Origin of the sequence: Enterobacter sp. BNK-14, from assembly GCF_047456095.1 — a bacterium.
In the GTDB taxonomy this organism is placed as follows: domain Bacteria; phylum Pseudomonadota; class Gammaproteobacteria; order Enterobacterales; family Enterobacteriaceae; genus Enterobacter; species Enterobacter kobei.
The window spans coordinates 209,490-228,487 of sequence record NZ_CP179897.1 but is presented as its reverse complement, the minus strand read 5'-3'; the positions used below and the strand labels follow the sequence as shown (position 1 = coordinate 228,487).

16 protein-coding genes and 2 pseudogenes are annotated in these 18,998 nt (G+C 55.2%); 9 read left to right on the top strand and 9 right to left on the bottom strand.

Annotation, left to right across the window (positions count from 1 at the left end):
* Nucleotides 1–6 precede the first annotated feature (6 nt).
* From ACMGGM_RS01145 to ACMGGM_RS01125, 5 genes are all read right to left on the bottom strand, one after another.
* Complete coding sequence (locus ACMGGM_RS01145) at nt 7–1,470, bottom strand: mannitol dehydrogenase family protein (protein ID WP_179120815.1); 1,464 nt, start codon at nt 1,468–1,470, stop codon at nt 7–9.
* 219 nt (nt 1,471–1,689) lie between these two features.
* Nucleotides 1,690–3,057 carry an MFS transporter gene (locus ACMGGM_RS01140; RefSeq protein WP_395291704.1) on the bottom strand — a complete coding sequence of 456 codons (1,368 nt, stop codon included), beginning with the start codon at nt 3,055–3,057 and terminating at the stop codon, nt 1,690–1,692.
* A gap of 70 nt (nt 3,058–3,127) precedes the next feature.
* Nucleotides 3,128–4,150, bottom strand: coding sequence for a Zn-dependent oxidoreductase (locus ACMGGM_RS01135; RefSeq protein ID WP_047626285.1), 1,023 nt, complete (start codon nt 4,148–4,150; stop codon nt 3,128–3,130).
* Nucleotides 4,151–4,164: 14 nt separating this feature from the next.
* The gene (gene rspA, locus ACMGGM_RS01130; protein WP_014883675.1) at nt 4,165–5,379 is read right to left on the bottom strand and encodes a starvation-sensing protein RspA; all 1,215 of its coding nucleotides are present in this window, start codon (nt 5,377–5,379) and stop codon (nt 4,165–4,167) included.
* A 110-nt stretch (nt 5,380–5,489) separates the two neighbouring features.
* Nucleotides 5,490–5,816 carry a YnfA family protein gene (locus ACMGGM_RS01125; RefSeq protein ID WP_088126814.1) on the bottom strand — a complete coding sequence of 109 codons (327 nt, stop codon included), beginning with the start codon at nt 5,814–5,816 and terminating at the stop codon, nt 5,490–5,492.
* 152 nt (nt 5,817–5,968) lie between these two features.
* Here ACMGGM_RS01125 and ACMGGM_RS01120 point away from each other — a divergent pair, with 152 nt between their 5' ends.
* A complete protein-coding gene (locus ACMGGM_RS01120; protein WP_008502414.1) occupies nt 5,969–6,307 on the top strand; it encodes a DUF1283 family protein in 339 nt (112 codons plus the stop codon).
* On the top strand, nt 6,307–6,867 hold the full coding sequence (gene speG, locus ACMGGM_RS01115; RefSeq protein ID WP_014883673.1) for a spermidine N1-acetyltransferase: 561 nt from the start codon (nt 6,307–6,309) through the stop codon (nt 6,865–6,867). Before ACMGGM_RS01120 ends, speG begins: the two co-directional genes overlap by 1 nt.
* Nucleotides 6,868–6,967: 100 nt before the next feature.
* Here the strand turns inward: speG and ACMGGM_RS01110 are convergent, their stop codons facing one another.
* Nucleotides 6,968–7,678, bottom strand: coding sequence for a YnfC family lipoprotein (locus ACMGGM_RS01110; RefSeq protein WP_014883672.1), 711 nt, complete (start codon nt 7,676–7,678; stop codon nt 6,968–6,970).
* 106 nt (nt 7,679–7,784) lie between these two features.
* Between ACMGGM_RS01110 and ACMGGM_RS01105 the strand changes: the two genes are divergently transcribed.
* From ACMGGM_RS01105 to ACMGGM_RS01085, 5 genes are all read left to right on the top strand, one after another.
* Nucleotides 7,785–8,078: a DUF1161 domain-containing protein gene (locus ACMGGM_RS01105; RefSeq protein WP_023330302.1), complete on the top strand. Its 294-nt coding sequence runs from the start codon at nt 7,785–7,787 to the stop codon at nt 8,076–8,078.
* 131 nt (nt 8,079–8,209) lie between these two features.
* Nucleotides 8,210–10,648 carry a selenate/tellurate reductase subunit YnfE gene (gene ynfE, locus ACMGGM_RS01100; RefSeq protein WP_014883670.1) on the top strand — a complete coding sequence of 813 codons (2,439 nt, stop codon included), beginning with the start codon at nt 8,210–8,212 and terminating at the stop codon, nt 10,646–10,648.
* Between the two features lie 93 nt (nt 10,649–10,741).
* Nucleotides 10,742–11,356, top strand: a complete 615-nt coding sequence (dmsD, locus tag ACMGGM_RS01095; protein WP_014883669.1) for a Tat proofreading chaperone DmsD — start codon at nt 10,742–10,744, stop codon at nt 11,354–11,356.
* A 438-nt stretch (nt 11,357–11,794) separates the two neighbouring features.
* Nucleotides 11,795–12,913, top strand: coding sequence for an aspartate-semialdehyde dehydrogenase (gene asd, locus ACMGGM_RS01090; RefSeq protein ID WP_023338279.1), 1,119 nt, complete (start codon nt 11,795–11,797; stop codon nt 12,911–12,913).
* A gap of 149 nt (nt 12,914–13,062) precedes the next feature.
* Nucleotides 13,063–13,287: a hypothetical protein gene (locus ACMGGM_RS01085; RefSeq protein ID WP_045135000.1), complete on the top strand. Its 225-nt coding sequence runs from the start codon at nt 13,063–13,065 to the stop codon at nt 13,285–13,287.
* Nucleotide 13,288: 1 nt separating this feature from the next.
* Here the strand turns inward: ACMGGM_RS01085 and ACMGGM_RS01080 are convergent.
* Nucleotides 13,289–13,558: pseudogene (locus tag ACMGGM_RS01080) on the bottom strand (MipA/OmpV family protein); the annotation flags it as partial.
* Between the two features lie 56 nt (nt 13,559–13,614).
* Here ACMGGM_RS01080 and ACMGGM_RS01075 point away from each other — a divergent pair.
* Both ACMGGM_RS01075 and ACMGGM_RS01070 read left to right on the top strand, forming a co-directional pair.
* Nucleotides 13,615–13,827 (top strand): annotated as a pseudogene (locus ACMGGM_RS01075) (sensor histidine kinase); the annotation flags it as partial.
* Between the two features lie 198 nt (nt 13,828–14,025).
* The gene (locus tag ACMGGM_RS01070; RefSeq protein WP_023330297.1) at nt 14,026–14,505 is read left to right on the top strand and encodes an RrF2 family transcriptional regulator; all 480 of its coding nucleotides are present in this window, start codon (nt 14,026–14,028) and stop codon (nt 14,503–14,505) included.
* A gap of 66 nt (nt 14,506–14,571) precedes the next feature.
* On the opposite strand, the gene oqxB is transcribed toward ACMGGM_RS01070, so the two are convergent.
* Both oqxB and ACMGGM_RS01060 read right to left on the bottom strand, forming a co-directional pair.
* A complete protein-coding gene (gene oqxB, locus ACMGGM_RS01065) occupies nt 14,572–17,724 on the bottom strand; it encodes a multidrug efflux RND transporter permease subunit OqxB (RefSeq protein ID WP_032636717.1) in 3,153 nt (1,050 codons plus the stop codon).
* A gap of 24 nt (nt 17,725–17,748) precedes the next feature.
* Nucleotides 17,749–18,924 carry an efflux RND transporter periplasmic adaptor subunit gene (locus tag ACMGGM_RS01060; protein WP_045269516.1) on the bottom strand — a complete coding sequence of 392 codons (1,176 nt, stop codon included), beginning with the start codon at nt 18,922–18,924 and terminating at the stop codon, nt 17,749–17,751.
* Nucleotides 18,925–18,998: the final 74 nt, after the last annotated feature.

The window sequence follows — 18,998 nt, the reverse complement described above, 5'->3', positions numbered from 1 at the left end:
ACTGAATTACCGTTGAGACGCGTACTGCGCCACGGTAGCTTTCGCGCCCTTTTGCACCAAAGACTGGTACGCGGTCATCACCGCATCAACAAAGACCGTCTCACGCGGTAATTCTTTGCCAAAGATAGACTCAATGCCGAGCAGCGCACGCACGCGGCTTTCCCCTTCAGCACTTCCCTTCACTGCCGCCTGAATCACCGCCAGCTGCGGATCGCTCACCTCGATGGCATTACCCTGCTCATCCACTCCGCCGACATAGCGCATCCAGCCCGCCACGCCCAGCGCCAGCAGGGGGAAAGGTTTCTGATGCACCAGATGCCAGCGCACGGAATCTAACATGCGTTGCGGGAGCTTCTGGCTGCCGTCCATCGCGATTTGCCAGGTGCGATGACGCAGAGCCGGGTTGCTGTAGCGGGCAATCAGCAGATCGGCGTAATGTCCTAAATCGACGCCTTTCACCTTCAGGGTCGGCGCCTGCTCGTGGAGCATCAGCGCGTGAGCCGCAACGCGGTAATTCTCATCTTCCATGCAGTCGTTGATATGCTGATAACCGGCCAGATACCCCAGGTAAGCCAGGAAGGAGTGGCTGCCGTTAAGCATGCGCAGCTTCATCTCTTCAAACGGAATGACGTCTGATACCAGCTCGGCCCCGGCTTTTTCCCACGCAGGACGCCCCGCCACAAAGTTATCTTCGATCACCCACTGGCGGAAGGGTTCACAGGCCACGCCCGCCGGATCACGCACGCCAGTGAGCTGTTCGATTTTATCCAGCGTATCAGGCGTGACCGCAGGTACGATGCGATCCACCATGGTTGACGGGAACGTGACGTTAGCCTCGATCCAGTCCGCCAGCTCGCCGTCTACCGCCCGGGCATAGGAGCAGGTTACGTTGCGCATCACATGACCGTTTTCCGGCATGTTGTCGCAGGACATCACGCTAAAAGCCGGTAACCCCGCCGCTTTGCGACGCGCCAGCGCTTCCACCACCACACCCGGCGCGGACGTCGGCTGATGCGGGTTTTGCAGGTCGGCGGCGATGAATGGATGATCGAGCATCAGTTGCCCGGTTGCGGGAGAGTGACAGTAGCCCTTCTCGGTAATGGTCAGTGAAACAATCGCCACCTGCGGTTCGCACATCGCTGCCAGTACGGTCTCCAGCCCGTCAACCTGCGCATGCAGGGCCTTTTTGACCACGCCCACCACGCGGGATGTCCACGCATCGGCGGACATCTCCGCTACGGTATAGAGGTTATCCTGCGCCTTCAGGTCGGCAATCTGCTGCTCGCCGCCAATCAGGTTGACCTCACAGTAGCCCCAGTCGCTGCCATAATCAGACGCGAGGATGTCGGCATACACCGCCTGATGCGCGCGGTGAAAGGCGCCAAATCCTAAATGAACAATGCGTGCTTTAAGGCTGTCGCGATTGTACTGAGGCAGCGTCGCTTTGGCCTGTAATAACGTGTTTTCCATGATTAAGACTCGTTAATTAGAAAGCTGTGGATCGCTGCCGCTTGTTATAAAGCGGCAGCGCCTGCTGACTACACCAACTAGAATGGCAGTTGGGGTAAAAAATCTCTGCCATCCACCATACTGATACTGCCATTTGAGATTTTGATTTATATTAACTTTTGTTCAGGTGGTGTGACACAAAGACAAAGTTGTGTGACAAGTCACGCAGGCTGTGTACCATTACCGCCGTGACGATACCGTGCCGTAGGCCACAGGCTCTTTTGGCGTGGCCTCCGCAGCATCTTCCGCTGCGCTCAAATCACGATCCCGCACTTCGGGCATCAGGCAGGCCGAGACCAGACCAATCACAGAGTAAGCCACCAGCATGGCCACAATCGGCCACCAGGAACCGGTCATGTTACAGAAGATCCCCGCCAGCACCGGACCAAACCCCACTGCCACCAGACCGCCCGCCTCTTTGGAGATAGCCATCCGGGTAAAGCGATTTCGCGAGCCAAACATCTCCGCCATGGTGATATTTTCCAGCGCAAACAGCCCCAGTACCGCGAAATTATGGATAACGATGATCGAGAGCATAATGGTTCCCGGCGCATAGCTTTTATCGACGATGATCGACAGCATCGGGTAGGCCAGAATAATGGCGGAAATATTAAGGATAATGTACAACAGACGGCGTCCCACTTTATCGGACAGCCAGCCCAGCAGCGGGATAGAGATAAACCCAAGAATGGAGCTTATCATCAGCGCGTCGGTGGGAATGGCTTTATCGAACAGCAACGTCTGGACCAGATAACCGGCCAGAAACGTCTGAATCAGACCCGAATTGCCCGCCTGACCGAAACGCAGACCGGTCGCCAGCCAGAAAGATTTACTTTTCACCATGGCACCTAACGATGTGTCCGGCTGCGCGGTTTGAGCATCGTTCACTTTCTCAAAGACCGGGCTTTCCTTAAGGTTCATACGCAGCCAGATGGCAAAGATCATCACCACGACGCTGGCGAGGAACGGCACGCGCCAGCCCCAGGCGAGCAGCTGTTCGCGGTCGAGGGCAAAGAACATAACGGCCCAGATAGCGGTCGCGCTCAGCGTCCCGCAGTTAGTCCCCATCGCCACCAGCGAGGAGATGATGCCGCGTTTACCTTTCGGTGCGTACTCCGCCAGCATGGTCCCGGCCCCGGAGATCTCTGCCCCTGCCCCGAGTCCCTGAATGATGCGCAGCGTCACCAGCAGTACGGGCGCGAAAATCCCGATCTGTGCATAGGTGGGCAGCACGCCAATCAGCGTGGTGCAGATCCCCATCATGGTGATGGTGATAAACAGTACCTTTTTACGGCCAATGCTGTCGCCCATGCGACCAAAAATAAAGGCGCCGACGATACGCGCGATATAGCCTGCACCGTAGGTTCCCATCGCCAGGATCAGTGCCATCGCAGCGGACTGTTCCGGGAAGAAGATTTCATGAAATACCAGGGCGGCACCCAGCGAGTAGAGCTGGAAATCCATGAACTCCAGCGCGGTGCCCAGCCAGCCTGAAACGGCGGCTTTCACCAGATCGGAGGTGGTTCTTTGAGGTTGTGCTTGCGTCATAATGGCTATCTCTGAAAGGTAAGATGCGTACCACATAGAGCCCGTCTTCGCGGGCTCTTCACCGCGTGAATTATTCTGGGTTGAACGTGAGCAGGACCTTGCAGCACTGCCTCTGGTCTTTCTCAAACAGTTCAATGGCGTCTGTTACATGGTGATAGTCAAAGGTATGGGTGATCAGTTTTTCCGGGTCGATCAGTCCTTTTGTCAGCCAGTCGATGACGACCGGGAATTTATTGGCGTTCAGGCGCGAGGAGAAAATCGCCAGCTCTTTGCCGGTGATGCCCTGCTGAACAATCTGGCTCGGTTCGCTGGAGAAGCCCATCAGCACGATGCGCGCCGCCGGCGAGGCCAGGGTTATCGCTTCCTGTAAAATGGACGGATGACAGGCGGCATCAATGATTAACGTCGGTTTGATGCCTTTTTCGTCCAGCGCGGCCTGCAACGACTGCTCGCCGTTATTAAAGACCCAGTCCGCGCCGCTGCGCTGGGCCATTGCCAGGCGTTCGTCTATGCGGTCAACCACAATCACCTGTTTCACCTTATAGACGCCCTTCAGCGCCTGCACGGTGACCAGCCCCATCGGGCCTGCGCCGTAGATCAGCGCCACGTCCTGTTCACCAGGGTTGGCCTGTCCCGTCACGTTGGCGGCAATGGTAAATGGCTCAACCATGACGGCGTGTTTATCCGGGATCGCATCCGGGATGCGCCAGGCATTTTTTGCGGGTACCGTTGCATATTCGCTGAAACCGCCGTCGCGGTGAACGCCCAGCACCACCAGCGAGGTGCAGACGTTTGGTTTCCCGACGGAGCACGGGTAGCAGTGTCCGCAGCTGATCACCGGGTCAACCGACACCCGTTCTCCTGACCGGGACGGATCCACGCCCTCGCCAACGGCATCGATCACGCCAAAAAACTCGTGGCCAATCACGCGCGGATACTTCGCAAACGGGTTATGGCCGCGATAAATGTGGCTGTCCGAACCGCAGATCCCGGCGAGTGTGATTTTGACGCGCACTTCGCCTGCGCCTGGCTGCGGGCGTGGACGCGCTTCAATGACCAGCTGGTTCGGCTGTTGAATGACTATGCTTTTCATCGTTCGCTCCTCGTTTACCAGTTCCACAGCGTACCGTCTTCAAGACGTGCCACCGGCAGGTACGCCGGATCGTACGGATATTTCGCCGCCAGCTTCTCGTCAAACTCAATGCCCAGCCCTGGCTTGTCACCCGGGTGCATATAGCCGTTATCAAAGCGCCAGCTGTGCGGGAAGACGTCGAGCATTTGTTCGGAATAGCCCATATATTCCTGCACGCCAAAGTTCGGTACCCACAGGTCAAAATGCAGCGCGGCGGCATGACACACCGGCGACAGATCCGACGGGCCGTGCGAACCGGTACGCACCTGGTAGAGCGACGCAAAGTCAGCGATGCGACGCATGCCGGTGATGCCGCCCGCATGCGTGATTGTGGTGCGGATATAGTCGATAAGCTGCTCTTCGATAAGCTGCTTGCAGTCCCAGATGCTGTTAAACACCTCGCCCACCGCAATGGGCGTGACGGTGTGCTGGCGAATAAGACGGAAGCAGGCCTGGTTTTCGGCAGGCGTGGGATCTTCCATCCAGAACATGCGGAAGTCTTCGATGCTCTTACCGAAGCGCGCCGCCTCAATGGGCGTCAGACGGTGGTGCATATCGTGCAGGAGGTGTTCATTGAAGCCAAATTTACTGCGCACCGCGTCGAACAGTTTGGGTGTGAAATCGAGGTATTTCTCGGTCGACCAGAGCTGCTCTTCCGGCCAGTCGCCTTTGGTGGCAGGCTCGTAGGCCAGCCCTTTTCCTTTCGACATGCCGTAGGTAGTTTTCATACCCGGCACACCGCACTGCACGCGGATCGCCTTGAAGCCCATCTCTTTATGACGCGCGTAATCTTCCAGCACGTCGTCAATGGTGTGACCGGTCGTGTGGCAGTAGACCATGACGCCTTCACGGGAGGCGCCGCCCAGCAGCTGGTAGAGCGGCATATTGGCCGCTTTGGCTTTGATGTCCCACAGCGCCATATCCACGGCGGAGATGGCCGACATAGTGACCGGTCCGCGACGCCAGTAGGCGCCTTTATAGAAGAATTGCCAGATATCTTCGATACGGTGCGCATCGCGGCCAATTAACTGCGGGCAGAGGTGATCCTTCAGGTACGAAGCGACGGAAAGCTCGCGTCCGTTCAGCGTAGCGTCACCGAGGCCGACAATCCCGTCATCGGTGGTGATTTTAAGGGTGACAAAGTTCCGCCCCGGGCAGGTAACAAACACGTCAGCCGCGACAATCTTCATAATTCCTTTCCTTACATCGTTCGTTGTGATGTCGGAAATTTACTCAATTGCAATACTACCATACAAGTATAATGATCATAAAATCAGCTGGCGATCACAAAACCGGGGGCTCAGGCCCGCCCCCATCCCGCCACGATAATCAGCATCCCGCACAGGGCAATTAGCGCGCCGGCCCAGTCATATGCGCTAAGCCTGACGCCGTCCACCACGCGTAACCACAGTAGCGCGGTACAGACATATACACCGCCGTAGGCCGCGTAGACGCGCCCACTTGCTGCCGGATGCAGCGTTAAGAGCCAGACAAACAGGGCCAGCGCGACGCCCGCCGGGATTAGCAATAATGCGCTACCTCCCTTCTTCAGCCAGAGCCAGGGCAGGAAGCAACCGATGATTTCGCAGAGCGCGGTGGCCAAAAAAAGCAGCGTGGTTTTGAGCATATTTCACTTCAGGTGAGGATTTATTTAAACATCATACCCGATGATGGCGTTAACTTTTCCATACCTGCGCTGCGGGTATGCCGTCTTTTCTCTTTGGTGTAGAATCTGTAAGGGGTTACTTGATTATCTGCACCCATTTAAAAGGAAACGCTATGACAACATTAAGCAAACGCCTTTGTCTGACAGCCCTGCTGGCGCTGTCATCGTTCGCTTTTGCCGCCTCTGCGACAGCCGAAACCAGCAAACTCATTATTGAGTCTGGTGACAGCGCGCAAAGCCGCCAGAACGCCGCCATGGACAAAGAACAATGGAATGACACCCGTAGCCTTCGTCAGAAGGTCAACAAACGTGCTGAAAAAGAGTGGGATAAAGAAGATGTCGCTTTTGACGCACGCGATAAGTGTCAGCAAAGTGCAAACGTCAATGCCTACTGGGAGCCTAACACCCTGCGCTGCCTGGACCGCCGCACTGGCCGTACGGTAGCCCCATAATGTCGGCTTCGTGTGACGTTAAGCTCCGTCCGCTGGAGCGTGAAGACCTGCGCTTTGTCCATCAGCTCGACAACAACGCCAGCGTGATGCGCTACTGGTTCGAAGAGCCTTACGAGGCCTTTGTCGAGCTGTCGGATCTGTACGACAAACACATTCACGATCAGAGCGAACGTCGTTTTGTGGTGGAGTGTGGCGGCGAAAAAGCCGGGCTGGTGGAGCTGGTTGAAATCAACCACGTTCACCGTCGGGCAGAGTTCCAGATCATCATTTCGCCTGAGCACCAGGGGAAAGGCCTGGCCTCACGCGCGGCGAAGCTGGCGATGGATTACGGATTCAACGTTCTGAATCTCTACAAGCTGTACCTGATTGTGGACAAAGAGAACGAGAAAGCGATCCATATCTACCGCAAGCTGGGCTTTATGGTGGAAGGCGAGCTGATTCACGAGTTCTTTATCAACGGTGAATACCGCAATACCATCCGCATGTGCATCTTCCAGCATCAGCACCTGGCCGGGCATAAACCCTCAGGCGCCAGCCTGCTGAAACCAACCGCGCAGTGAGTTTGATGATACCCCCTGTCATCAACAATTGCGCCGTCTTTCTTGCCGGGTGGCGCTGCGCTTACCCGGCCTACATTGTGCAATAATATCAATACATTGCTCAGTAGTATTCAATCGTGTTTTTGATGGTGTACTTGCGCTCAACGGCGGGCTTGACGCTGTCATCGGTGATGATCAGATCGCAGCTCACCGGATTGTTGTGTCGATCGTAGTCGCAGCTCTGCTTCACGTTACCCAGCGGCTTGTCGTTTAACAAACTCACTGCCGAGTAATCCATCCTTTTGCGTACGTCTTTAGACGGTGTCGACTGGACAGACAGATGCTGATCCCCGGAGACGGTGGTTTTGCCCAACGGGTAACCATCGGCATCATAGCGGTATTTCACTTCCATCTCTTTGCCGTGCGCCGCCACCACGAAACCGTTATCGTCGGTATCCCACGTCACCCCGGCTGACGGCAGTTCGGCCAGCTGGCATTTCCCCTGCAGCTTCACTTTGCGCTGCTGGGTTTCGGCATCAATGTAGTAATTCGCATCCAGCACCAGCGCCACGCCGGTGTTGGCCTCCAGGTCGTGCAGTTCCAGCGTATCGAAACACCCTTCTGTCGACACGGTGCCCGTCACCCGTTTAGACACTTCGCCCTTCTCGTTGAACAGCGTCTGGGTAAAGTCTTTAACCGGGCCGCGCAGGGGGTCAAAATCAAATTCGTTCGAGAAACTCGCCATCTCCGGCGTAAACGACAGCGGTGCGGAGTTGTTGTCACACCCCACGAGAGTGGCTGCCAGGAGCGTTATCGCTGCATATTTCTTCACATTGATTACCGTACAGAGAGATTATTCCCAATCATATTAGCAAATACAGTTGTTTACACGAAGCCTGCTAAAATTAATGTCTACACACAGAGAAAAGGAGCGACAGATGAAACGGTTACCCTGGATTACCGCCCTGCTGTTAATGAGTGCTTCAACGGCCGCCCTGGCGGCACCCGATTCCTGCGAGCGCGTGAAAAGCGATATTCAGCAGAAGATCATCAACAACGGCGTGCCGGAGTCAGGATTCACGCTGAACATTGTGCCGAACGATCAGGCCGATCAGCCGGACGCACAGGTGGTAGGCCATTGTGCCAACGACACCTTTAAAATTCTGTACACCCGCACAGGGAGCGGAGCGGCATCCGCCAGTCAGGATAATGCGCCAACTGAACCGCAGTAATTTCCCCTCAATCCCCTTTGATTTGATAAGGATTAATATTTACTACCCCTAAATCAGTAACACTCACCCCACCATTAGCCCGGTTATCATTTCGGGAAAAATAATACGCAATTACATTGGTGGGGTGAGCCATGTCCGATATCGAACATCACGGCGGGATTAGCCGTCGAACACTCGTGAAATCTACGGCGATAGGATCGCTGGCGTTCGCCGCCGGTAGCGTCTCATTGCCTTTTGGCGTGAAACGCGTTGCCGCCGCAGTGCAAAGCGCCACGAAACCTGCTGACGATAAAGTCGTCTGGGGCGCCTGCTCGGTTAACTGTGGCAGCCGCTGCGCATTGCGTCTGCACGTCCGCGACGATGAGGTGTACTGGGTCGAAACGGATAACACCGGCGAGGATATCTACGGCAATCACCAGGTTCGCGCCTGCCTGCGCGGACGTTCTATTCGCCGTCGCATCAACCACCCTGACCGTCTGAACTACCCGATGAAGCGCGTGGGCAAACGCGGTGAAGGCAAGTTCGAGCGTATCAGCTGGGATGAAGCGCTCAACACCATCACCGCCAGCCTGAAAGACGTGGTCGCCAGATACGGCAATGAAGCGGTGTACATCAACTACTCCTCCGGGATTGTCGGCGGCAATATTACCCGCTCCTCCCCTTACGCGTCGCTGGTGGCGCGCCTGATGAACTGCTACGGCGGTTTCCTGAGCCACTACGGCACCTACAGCACGGCGCAAATCGCCTGTGCAATGCCTTACACCTACGGCAGCAATGACGGTAACAGCACCTCGGATATCGAAAACACCAAACTGGTGGTGATGTTCGGCAACAACCCGGCGGAAACGCGCATGAGCGGGGGCGGGATTACCTATTATCTTGAGCAGGCTCGCGAGCGGTCCAACGCGCGTATGATTGTCATCGATCCGCGCTATACCGACACGGCAGCCGGACGTGAAGATGAATGGATCCCGATTCGTCCAGGGACCGATGCCGCGCTGGTGGCCGGTCTGGCATGGGTAATGATTAACGAAAATCTGGTCGACCAGTCTTTCCTCGACAAGTACTGCGTCGGCTACGACGAAAAAACGCTGCCGGAAGGCGCGCCGGCTAACGCGCACTACAAAGCGTATATTCTCGGCCAGGGCGATGACGGAACGGCGAAAACCCCGGAGTGGGCCTCGCGCATTACGGGCATACCGGCCAATCGCATCGTTAAGCTTGCCCGGGAAATCGGTTCTGCGAAGCCAGCCTATATCTGCCAGGGCTGGGGTCCACAGCGTCAGGCGAACGGCGAATTGACGTCCCGCGCCATCGCGATGCTGCCGATCCTGACCGGCAACGTAGGGATCAACGGCGGTAACAGCGGCGCGCGTGAGTCGACGTACACCATCACCATCGAACGGATGCCGCTGCCGGAAAACCCGGTCAAAACGCAGATCTCCTGCTTTAGCTGGACGGACGCCATCGCCCGCGGACCGGAAATGACTGCCCTGCGCGACGGGGTGCGCGGTAAAGATAAGCTGGATGTGCCGATTAAGTTCATCTGGAACTACGCGGGTAATACCATCATCAACCAGCACTCCGATATCAATAAAACCCACGATATCCTGCAGGATGAGAGCAAGTGCGAAATGATTGTCGTCATCGATAATTTCATGACGTCGTCAGCGAAGTATGCCGATATCGTGTTGCCGGATTTAATGACCGTCGAGCAGGAAGATATTATTCCTAACGATTACGCCGGGAACATGGGTTACCTGATTTTTCTCCAGCCCGTCACCGCACCGAAGTTTGAACGCAAGCCCATCTACTGGATCATGAGTGAAGTGGCGAAACGTCTTGGGCCGGATATCCATCAGAAATTCACCGAAGGACGGACGCAAGCGCAATGGCTGCAGTATCTGTATGCCAAAATGCTCGAAAAAGACCCTCAACTGCCGTCCTATGATGAGCTGAAGAAAATGGGCATTTATAAGCGCAAAGATCCGAACGGACACTTTGTGGCGTATAAAAAGTTCCGCGAAAACCCGGAAGCCAATCCGCTGAAAACGCCATCGGGTAAGATTGAAATTTACTCGAGTAAGCTGGCTGAAATTGCAGCGACCTGGGAACTGGCAAAAGACGAAACCATCAGCCCTCTTCCCGTCTATGCCTCAACATTTGACGGTTGGGATGCCCCCGCGCGCGCGCAGTATCCTCTGCAGCTGTTTGGCTTCCATTTCAAAGCCCGTACCCACTCTAGCTACGGTAACGTTGACGTGCTGAAAGCGGCCTGCCGCCAGGAGGTCTGGCTTAATCCTCTCGATGCCGAAAAACGCGGCATTAAGAACGGCGATACGGTGCGCGTGTTTAACGATCGCGGTGAGGTGAGAATTGAAGCGAAAGTCACGCCTCGCATCATGCCCGGCGTGAGTGCCATGGGCCAGGGCGCCTGGCATGACGCCAATATGAATGGCGATCGTATCGACCACGGCTCCTGCATCAACACCCTGACGACCCATCGCCCGTCTCCGCTGGCCAAGGGCAACCCGCAGCACACCAACCTGGTACAGATTGAGAAGGTATAAGGGGTGAAACGGATGGCCGTGGTTTATTCTATGGTGTGTATTACTGATTAACACAGTCGCGCGGGCGTGCCCCGCGCAAGCAAGGAAGGTTTAATGAAAGACGTCTTACAGCGTGAATCGTTCGCGTTCAGCGCCCGGGTGCTGGGCGCGCTGTTTTATTTCGCTCCTGACAGCGAGCAGACTGCGCCCTTAGTACAGGCTCTTATCGCTGGCGAATGGGTTCAGGACTGGCCCCTGTCTCCGGAAACGCTGCAGCCCGTTGCCGATACCTTTGCCACGTCTTCCGATGAGCCGCTGACGGACGCCTGGCAACGGTTGTTTATTGGCCCTTATGCCCTGCCCGCGCCGCCGTGGGGTTCCGTATGGCTGGATCGCGAATCCGTGCTGTTTGGTGACTCAACCCTTGCGCTGCGCCAGTGGATGCGTGAAAACGGCATCGCTTTTGAGATGCAGCAGAACGAACCGGAAGATCATTTCGGTACCCTGCTGCTGCTGGCGGCGTGGCTGATTGAGAATGGCCGCGATTCGGAGTGCGACCAGCTCCTGGCGTGGCACCTGCTGCCGTGGAGTACCCGCTTCCTGTCGGTATTTGTCGACAATGCGGGTCATCCGTTTTACACCGCGCTGGGCAGGCTTGCGCAGCTGACGCTGGCGGACTGGCGATCCGCGCTGGTTATCCCTGTTGCGGAAAAGACGCTGTATCGCTAAGGGATGTGATGAGGTGTTGAGATTGTCCGCTTGCGGTCTTGCTTGTGCCGGAAGCGGATTTTTAAAAAAAGATAACAGATAAACCTCTTCATCCAGGCAGGTGAATTCCTCATTTTTATTTCCTCAACCTTAACCATTCAGAGCCCTTCTTAGCCCTTAATGAAAGCGACGTAATATGTGTGGCTCGTATGTCCGCAATTGTTCTAAATGCTTAACGCTCATTACTTATGTATGACGCGCCAGCCCATGATTATTTATTTAATACCCGGTGAATGTGAATTTTTTGTCTGATTTAGCTATAAAAATCACTGATGCCGTATGAAACATTTTAATAATGATTAAATCTGATGCCATACGTAATGACCTTCAACTTTAGATGCGATATAACGTCCCCCGAACACAAGTTAACAATATCATAACATTACAAAGGTTAAGCAAATGAAGCAGGTTGGCATCGTCGGTTGGCGAGGAATGGTAGGTTCTGTTTTGTTACAGCGAATGGTCGAAGAGAACGACTTCGACGGTATTTCTGTGCATTTTTACAGTACTTCAAGTGCAGGTGTCGCCGGTCCTGTCATTGGTGGCGTCGGCTATACGCTAAAAGATGCTAATTCAATCAATGCCCTGTCCGAAATGGATATCATTATAACCTGTCAGGGCGGTGATTATACTAAAGCAATATATCCTGATTTGATTGATCATGGCTGGAAAGGCTACTGGATTGATGCGGCCTCAGCGTTACGGATGGATGAGAAAGCCTGTATTATTCTCGACCCCGTCAATCGTTCTAATATTGATCGTGCAATCAAAGAAGGAATTAAACTTTTTGTTGGTGGCAACTGCTCCATCACCCTGAGTCTTATGGGGCTTGCTGGACTGATAAAGGCTGACTTAATCGAATGGATGAGCGTAATGACGTATCAGTCTGCATCAGGTGCAGGGGCTAAATATGTTAGAGAATTAATCGCTCAAAGCGCATATATCAGTCAGCATTTATCCTCAGATGAACTCATGTCATCAGGATCGGTGCTTCCTTTAGTCAATAAAGTTAGTGAGCTTATTAACAGTGCTGACATGCCCATCCAGAATTTCGGCGTACCTCTTATGGGCAGCATCATTCCATGGATTGATAGCGATTTAGGCGATGGGAATAGCCGCGAAGAGTGGAAAGGTGAGGCAGAAACGAACAAGATTCTTGGGCTTTCTCCAGGTACAATCCCGGTAAACGGTTTGTGTATTCGTGTCGGCGTGATCCGGTGCCATAGTGCTGCCATCACCCTGAAGCTCAAGCGTGAAGTCAGCGAAAAAGAATTCGCAAGCTTAGTAACGCATTCCCACCCCTGGGTTAACTACGTACCCAATAACAAGGATGAAAGTGTCAGTCGATTGACCCCAGCTTACATCAGCGGTTCGCTGCAAGTTAGCGTTGGCCGTTACAAAAAAATGTCCCTGAATAATGACCCTATTTACTCGGTTCTGACGGTGGGCGATCAGCTATTATGGGGGGCGGCAGAACCGTTGCGCCGGATGTTGAATATTTTGCTTGGCAAAATATAAGTCGAATTTTACGAGTAAAACATCTCGTGACGGAATCACTGCAAATCCACCAGAGCGAAAATGAATATTACCCCTACATTTAGTGGTTGCTATGTGAAGGTAGTTCATCCATCCTGCTTGTAACCGCGGGCAGGACGGAGTCACATTTTGTGGGTAATCCAATCCTTGAGAAAACCATCGTCATCTTTCTTCTCATCTTGTGGATAATCAGTGCATTCAGGGCCAGGAAAAGAAAATGTTCTGACCCCGCTATTGAAGCAGCTGATGCCAGAGAACGCCATGAATGGCGCTATTTCAGATGGGGGTTACGGACGATACAAGTGGCAGCGACAATATATATCTTTGTTCAGCTGTTTCAGGTATTAATGAGATAAGATACGTCACTTTCAAACTCCCCGTGGGTGACGTTTTTCGTTGCACAATCGGGTTATCGCCTGCCTCTCCCGTCAACTGCGTTACGCCCGCTGCGGCAAGCACGCTCCAGCGGGCGGTGAGCTTGTGGTTCCAGTCAAGATCCATCGACCAGGCGTAAATCCCTGCGCCGGCGTCATGTCGGGCAAACCCCGATGCCGCCGACTGGGCATCGCTCACGCCGTAATACGTTTGCATATACTTGCTGGAGCCCCAACTGCCGGTCAGCGCCAGCGCTCCGCATTTTACGCACATCTGACGATCTCTCCCCCTTAAAAGCCGTACCGCAGCATAGTGAGGCGCGCATTGACGCCGCGAAGGAGTCCGTGCCGCTAACGTCGCTCATACCGGAGCGAATGGCCGAGCTGGAACCGTTAGCCTCAGCGCGCAGAATTGAACTGGAATTCTTCGCCGAGGAGAACATCCGGATTAGCGGCGTCAGGCAAAGTTTGATATCGCTGATAGACAATCTGATTGAAAATGCCGTGAAGTACAGCCCTGAGTGCGTCCGCAGAAGGTGGCCTCCTGGTGACGGCTGCCTTCCCGAACCGCACGTTTAGCTAAAACAGAACAGGGTGTTTGATCGCAAATGCCGCAGATTGCTTCAAAAAAATTACCCTGTTTGTTATATTGTTGTTTATTGCTTATTCACCTCTGCGGTGCCAAAAAGAACAAGATTCACCGCGACCCAGGACAGAGAAATGTTAGATTACCGCTTCCCGACAGCTTTGCAGATGGTCCTCAGCGTAGCGATGGCGGAGCAATTAGGTAAACGTTCGACGAGTGGCGTTCTGGCCTACGGCCTGGAAGCCAACCCGAGCTTTATCCGCAAATTGATGGTTCCCCTTACGCGTGACGGAATTATCGTCTCCACGCTTGGCCGCAACGGCTCCATTCATCTTGGGCGCCCGCCGGAAGAGATCACCCTGCGTGACATCTACCTTTCGGTCACTGAAGATAAAAAGTTGTGGGCGTCGCGTCCTGACGTACCGGCTCGCTGTGTGGTCAGCGCTAACGCCTGCTGGTACTTTAAATCGGTATCCGAAGAAGCTGAGCAGGCTTCGCTGGCGGTATTAGCCCGACACACCGTGGCAAGCGCGCTGGAAGAGGTCAAAAAAGCCGATAGCAGCGGCTGCGATCCGGTACCTGAGCTTATGGCCCAGTATAAAGAAACGTTTTAACGGTTGATCTGATGTGAAAAAAAAGCGCCTTACTGTGAAGGCGCTTTTTTGTTTTCTGCAACATCCCTATGCAGGCAGAACCTCCCTTTCCTCTTTACCACGCGTAACGAATTTACGCAGCGTCACGTAAAACACCGGCGTCAGGAACAGACCAAACAACGTGACGCCCAGCATCCCGGAGAAGACCGTAATCCCGGTGACACCGCGCACTTCTGCGCCTGCGCCGTGGCCAAGGATCAGCGGAATGGTTCCGGCGATGAAGGCAATGGAGGTCATCACAATCGGGCGTAAACGCAGGCGGCAGGCCTCCAGCGCGGCTTCCATGATACCTTTGCCCTGAATTTCCAGCTCGCGGGCAAACTCCACAATAAGAATCGCGTTTTTACACGCCAGCCCCATCAGTACCACCAGCCCTACCTGCACGAACACATTGTTATCGCCACCGGTCAGCCAGACGCCAAACAGCGCGGACAACATTGTCATCGGCACGATAAGGATCACCGCCAGCGGCAGCGTCCAGCTTTCATACAGTGCCGCCAGCACCAGGAAGGCCAGCAGCACCGCGACCGGGAAGACGATCAGCGCCGTATTACCTTGTGTCGCCTGCTGGAAGCTCAGATCCGTCCATTCAATATTCATTCCGTTCGGCAATATCTGCTTCGACATACCTTCCAGCTGCGTCATCGCCTGGGCGGAGGAGAGTACGCGCGGGTCGGCATCGCCAATCAGGTCAGCCGCCGGGTAGCCATTGTAGCGGATCACCGGATCCGGCCCGTAGGTGGTGCTGATCTTAACCATACTGCCAATCGGCACCATTTCCCCCTGATTATTACGGGTACGTAAGTTCGCAATATCCTCCACGCTCTCGCGGTACGGTCCGTCGGCCTGCGCCATTACACGCCAGGTACGCCCGAACTGGTTGAAGTCATTCACATAAGACGAGCCCAGATAGGTTTGCAGCGTACCGAACAGATCGGTCAGCGACACGCCCTGCGCTTTCGCCTTGTCACGGTCAACCTGCACGTCCAGCTGTGGAACGTTGGCCTGGTAGGTCGAGATCGGGAAATGCATCCCCGGCGTCTGCATAATCGCACCGGACATGGTATTCACCGCGCTCTGCAATGCGCCATAGCCAAGACCGGCACGATCCTGAATGTACAGGGAATAGCCCGACCCCTGCCCCAGTCCCAAAATCGGCGGCGGCAGAATGGAGAAGCCAAAGCCCTGCTGGATTTGCGCAATTTTCGCGTTGATTTCAGCGTTAATTTCCGCAGCACTGTGTTTACGCTGGTCGAACGGCTTCAGGCCAAAGAAGACCGTCCCGGTGTTCGGCGTATTGGTGAACTGCAGCGCATTCAGACCCGGGAAAGCAACCGCATAGTCCACGCCTTCGGTATTCATCCCGATTTCGCTCATTTTGCGGATCACCGCATCAGTACGCGCCAGCGACGAGCCTTCGGGCATTTTCACGCCACCAATCAGGTACAGCTTATCCTGTGTCGGAATAAAGCCACCGGGAACCGCTTTAAACATGACGCCTGCGGCACACAGCAGCAGCAGATACACCACAAACACCGCGCCACGTCGGCCGAGCGTTTTACCCACCAGCCCCTGATAGCCAGTCGAGCTACGATGGAAAAAGCGGTTAAACGGTCGGAAAATCCAGCCGAACAGACGATCGATAAGCCGGGTCGGGAAATCTTTCGGTGCGCCGTGCGGTTTTAACAGCAGAGCAGCCAGCGCTGGCGAGAGCGTCAGCGAGTTGATAGCGGAGATCACCGTCGAAATGGCAATCGTTACCGCAAACTGTTTGTAGAACTGGCCGGTGACGCCAGAAAGGAACGCCATCGGCACAAACACCGCGCACAATACCAGCGCAATCGCGATAATCGGCCCGGACACTTCACGCATCGCCTGATGCGCCGCCGCAAGCGGAGCAAGCCCCTCTTCGATATTTCGCTCGACGTTTTCCACCACCACGATGGCATCATCCACCACGATACCGATAGCCAATACCAGCCCGAACAAACTCAGGGTATTAAGCGAAAAGCCCAGCAGGTAGAGAACGCTGAACGTCCCCACGACCGAAACCGGCACCGCGATCAGCGGAATGATCGACGCACGCCAGGTTTGCAGGAAGAGGATCACTACCAGTACGACCAGCACTACCGCTTCCAGCAGCGTTTGCACCACCGCACGGATGGAATCGCGCACGAATACCGTCGGATCGTAAGGTGCCGCCCACTTCATATCTTCCGGGAAACGGGTGGACAGTTCCGCCATTTTAGCGCGCACCGCGTTAGACAGATCGATGGCGTTTGCGCCAGGAGACTGGAAGATACCGATCCCGACCGCGTCTTTATTGTTAAGCTGCGAACGCAACGCATAGCTGCCCGATCCCATTTCAATACGCGCCACGTCGCGCAGGCGTACCAGCGACCCGTCCTGAGACGTTTTGAGAATGATATTGCCAAACTCTTCTTCGGTATGCAGACGCCCCTGGGCGTTAATGGAGATCAGGAAATCGCTCTCCTTCGGCAGCGGCTCGGCGCCCAGTTGCCCGGCCGACACCTGCACGTTTTGCTCCTGCATCGCCGTGACGACATCCGAGGCGGTCAGCCCGCGCGCCGCTACTTTATTGGGATCCAGCCAGACGCGCATCGCGTATTCGCCTGAGCCAAAAATCTGGATCTGGCCGACACCGGGCAGACGCGCCAGTTCGTCCTTCACTTTCAGCGTGGCGTAGTTGCGCATATACAGAGAGTCGTATTTACCGCCAGGCGAAAACAGATGCACCACCAGGGTCAGCGTAGGAGACTGTTTCTGCGTCGTGATGCCCAGACGGCGCACATCCTCCGGCAGACGCGCCTCGGCCTGCGCCACGCGGTTTTGTACCTGAACCTGCGCCTGATCCGGGTCGGTTCCCGGACGGAAAGTGACGGTCGTCACCAGCACGCCATCAGAACCCGCGACGGATTTCATGTACATCATGTTCTCAACGCCGTTGATCGCCTCTTCCAGCGGCGTCGCCACGGTCTCAGCAATCACTTTCGGGTTGGCGCCCGGGTACTCCGCGCGCACCTGCACGCTTGGTGGTACGACATCAGGGTATTCGCTCACCGGCAACAGCGGGATGGCGATTAATCCTGTGATAAAAATCAGAATCGACAGGACGGCAGCGAAAATCGGCCTGTCGATAAAAAAGCGGGAAAAGTCCATGGGTAGGATTCTCAGGTCAGATGATCAGTTGAGGGCGGTGCTGGCGGTCATGGCGACGGTTTTCGCGTTAACCGGCATACCCGGCATAAACACTTTTTGTAAACCATCGACGATGACTTTATCGCCGGGTTTCAGCCCCTGCTGCACGATGCGTAAGCCGTCCGCCAGGCGCCCTGGCGTAATATCGCGTCGCTGTGCTTTGCCCTCTTTATCCACGATATAAACATATTTGCGATCCTGATCGGTCAGCACCGCTTTGTCGTCAATAAGCGTGGCCTGGAATTCAGCGCTGCCCGGCAGGCGAACGCGAGCGAAGAGACCCGGCGTGAACTGACGCTGCGCGTTATCCAGCAGCGCGCGCATACGGATCGTACCGGTACTCGGCGCCAGCTGATTATCCAGGAAATCCACTTTGCCCTGATGGGGATACCCTTCCTCACCCGCCAGGCCAATTTCAACCGGTAGTGCAGTGTGATTGCTGGACGCCCCCTGCCCGCTGCGGGCGAGGTTTTGATAGTGGAGGTAGGTTGACTCATCCACGTCAAAGTAGACGTACACCGTCTTCTGCGAGACCAGCGTTGTCAGCACGCTGGCGCTGTCGCCCGCCGTGACCAGATTACCGCTGGTGATCAACGCGCGGCTGGCGCGGCCATCAATCGGTGCCGTTACTTTCGTGAAATCGAGGTTAAGCTGAGCGGCGTCTACCGCAGCCTGCGCGGCGCGAATATCGGCCTGCGCCTGAATGGCGGCCGCACGGCGCTGCTCCCACTCTTCACGGGATACCAGGTTGGTATTGATGAGTTTATCGGTACGGTTAGCCTCGCTTCGTGCCAGGCTGGCCTGCGTTTTGGCTCTCTCCAGCGTCGCCTGCGCCTGCTCCAGCGCGGCACGATAGGTTCTGTCATCAATCGTGAACAGCACCTCACCCTTTTTCACCTCCTGGCCGTCGGTGAAATTCACTTTGTCGATATAGCCAGAGACGCGGGGACGAAGCTGAACGCTCTCCACGGCTTCGATCCGGCCGTTAAAGCTATCCCACTGACTAATGGATTTCACAACCACATCAGCAGCATTGACGGCGGGCGCAGGGGGTGCAGCATTTTGCGCGGCGCTGTTATCACATCCGACAAGCAACAGGGAGAGCAATATCGCTCCCAGCGCATGCAGAGGTTCGTTTCCCCAGGTTTTTTGCAGGCTCATTATTTTTATTCCGGTAATTGTAGCCGCCGGGCAAGACGCGGCAGGAGGCACCGCGCCACTTCCTTTGTCCGGGC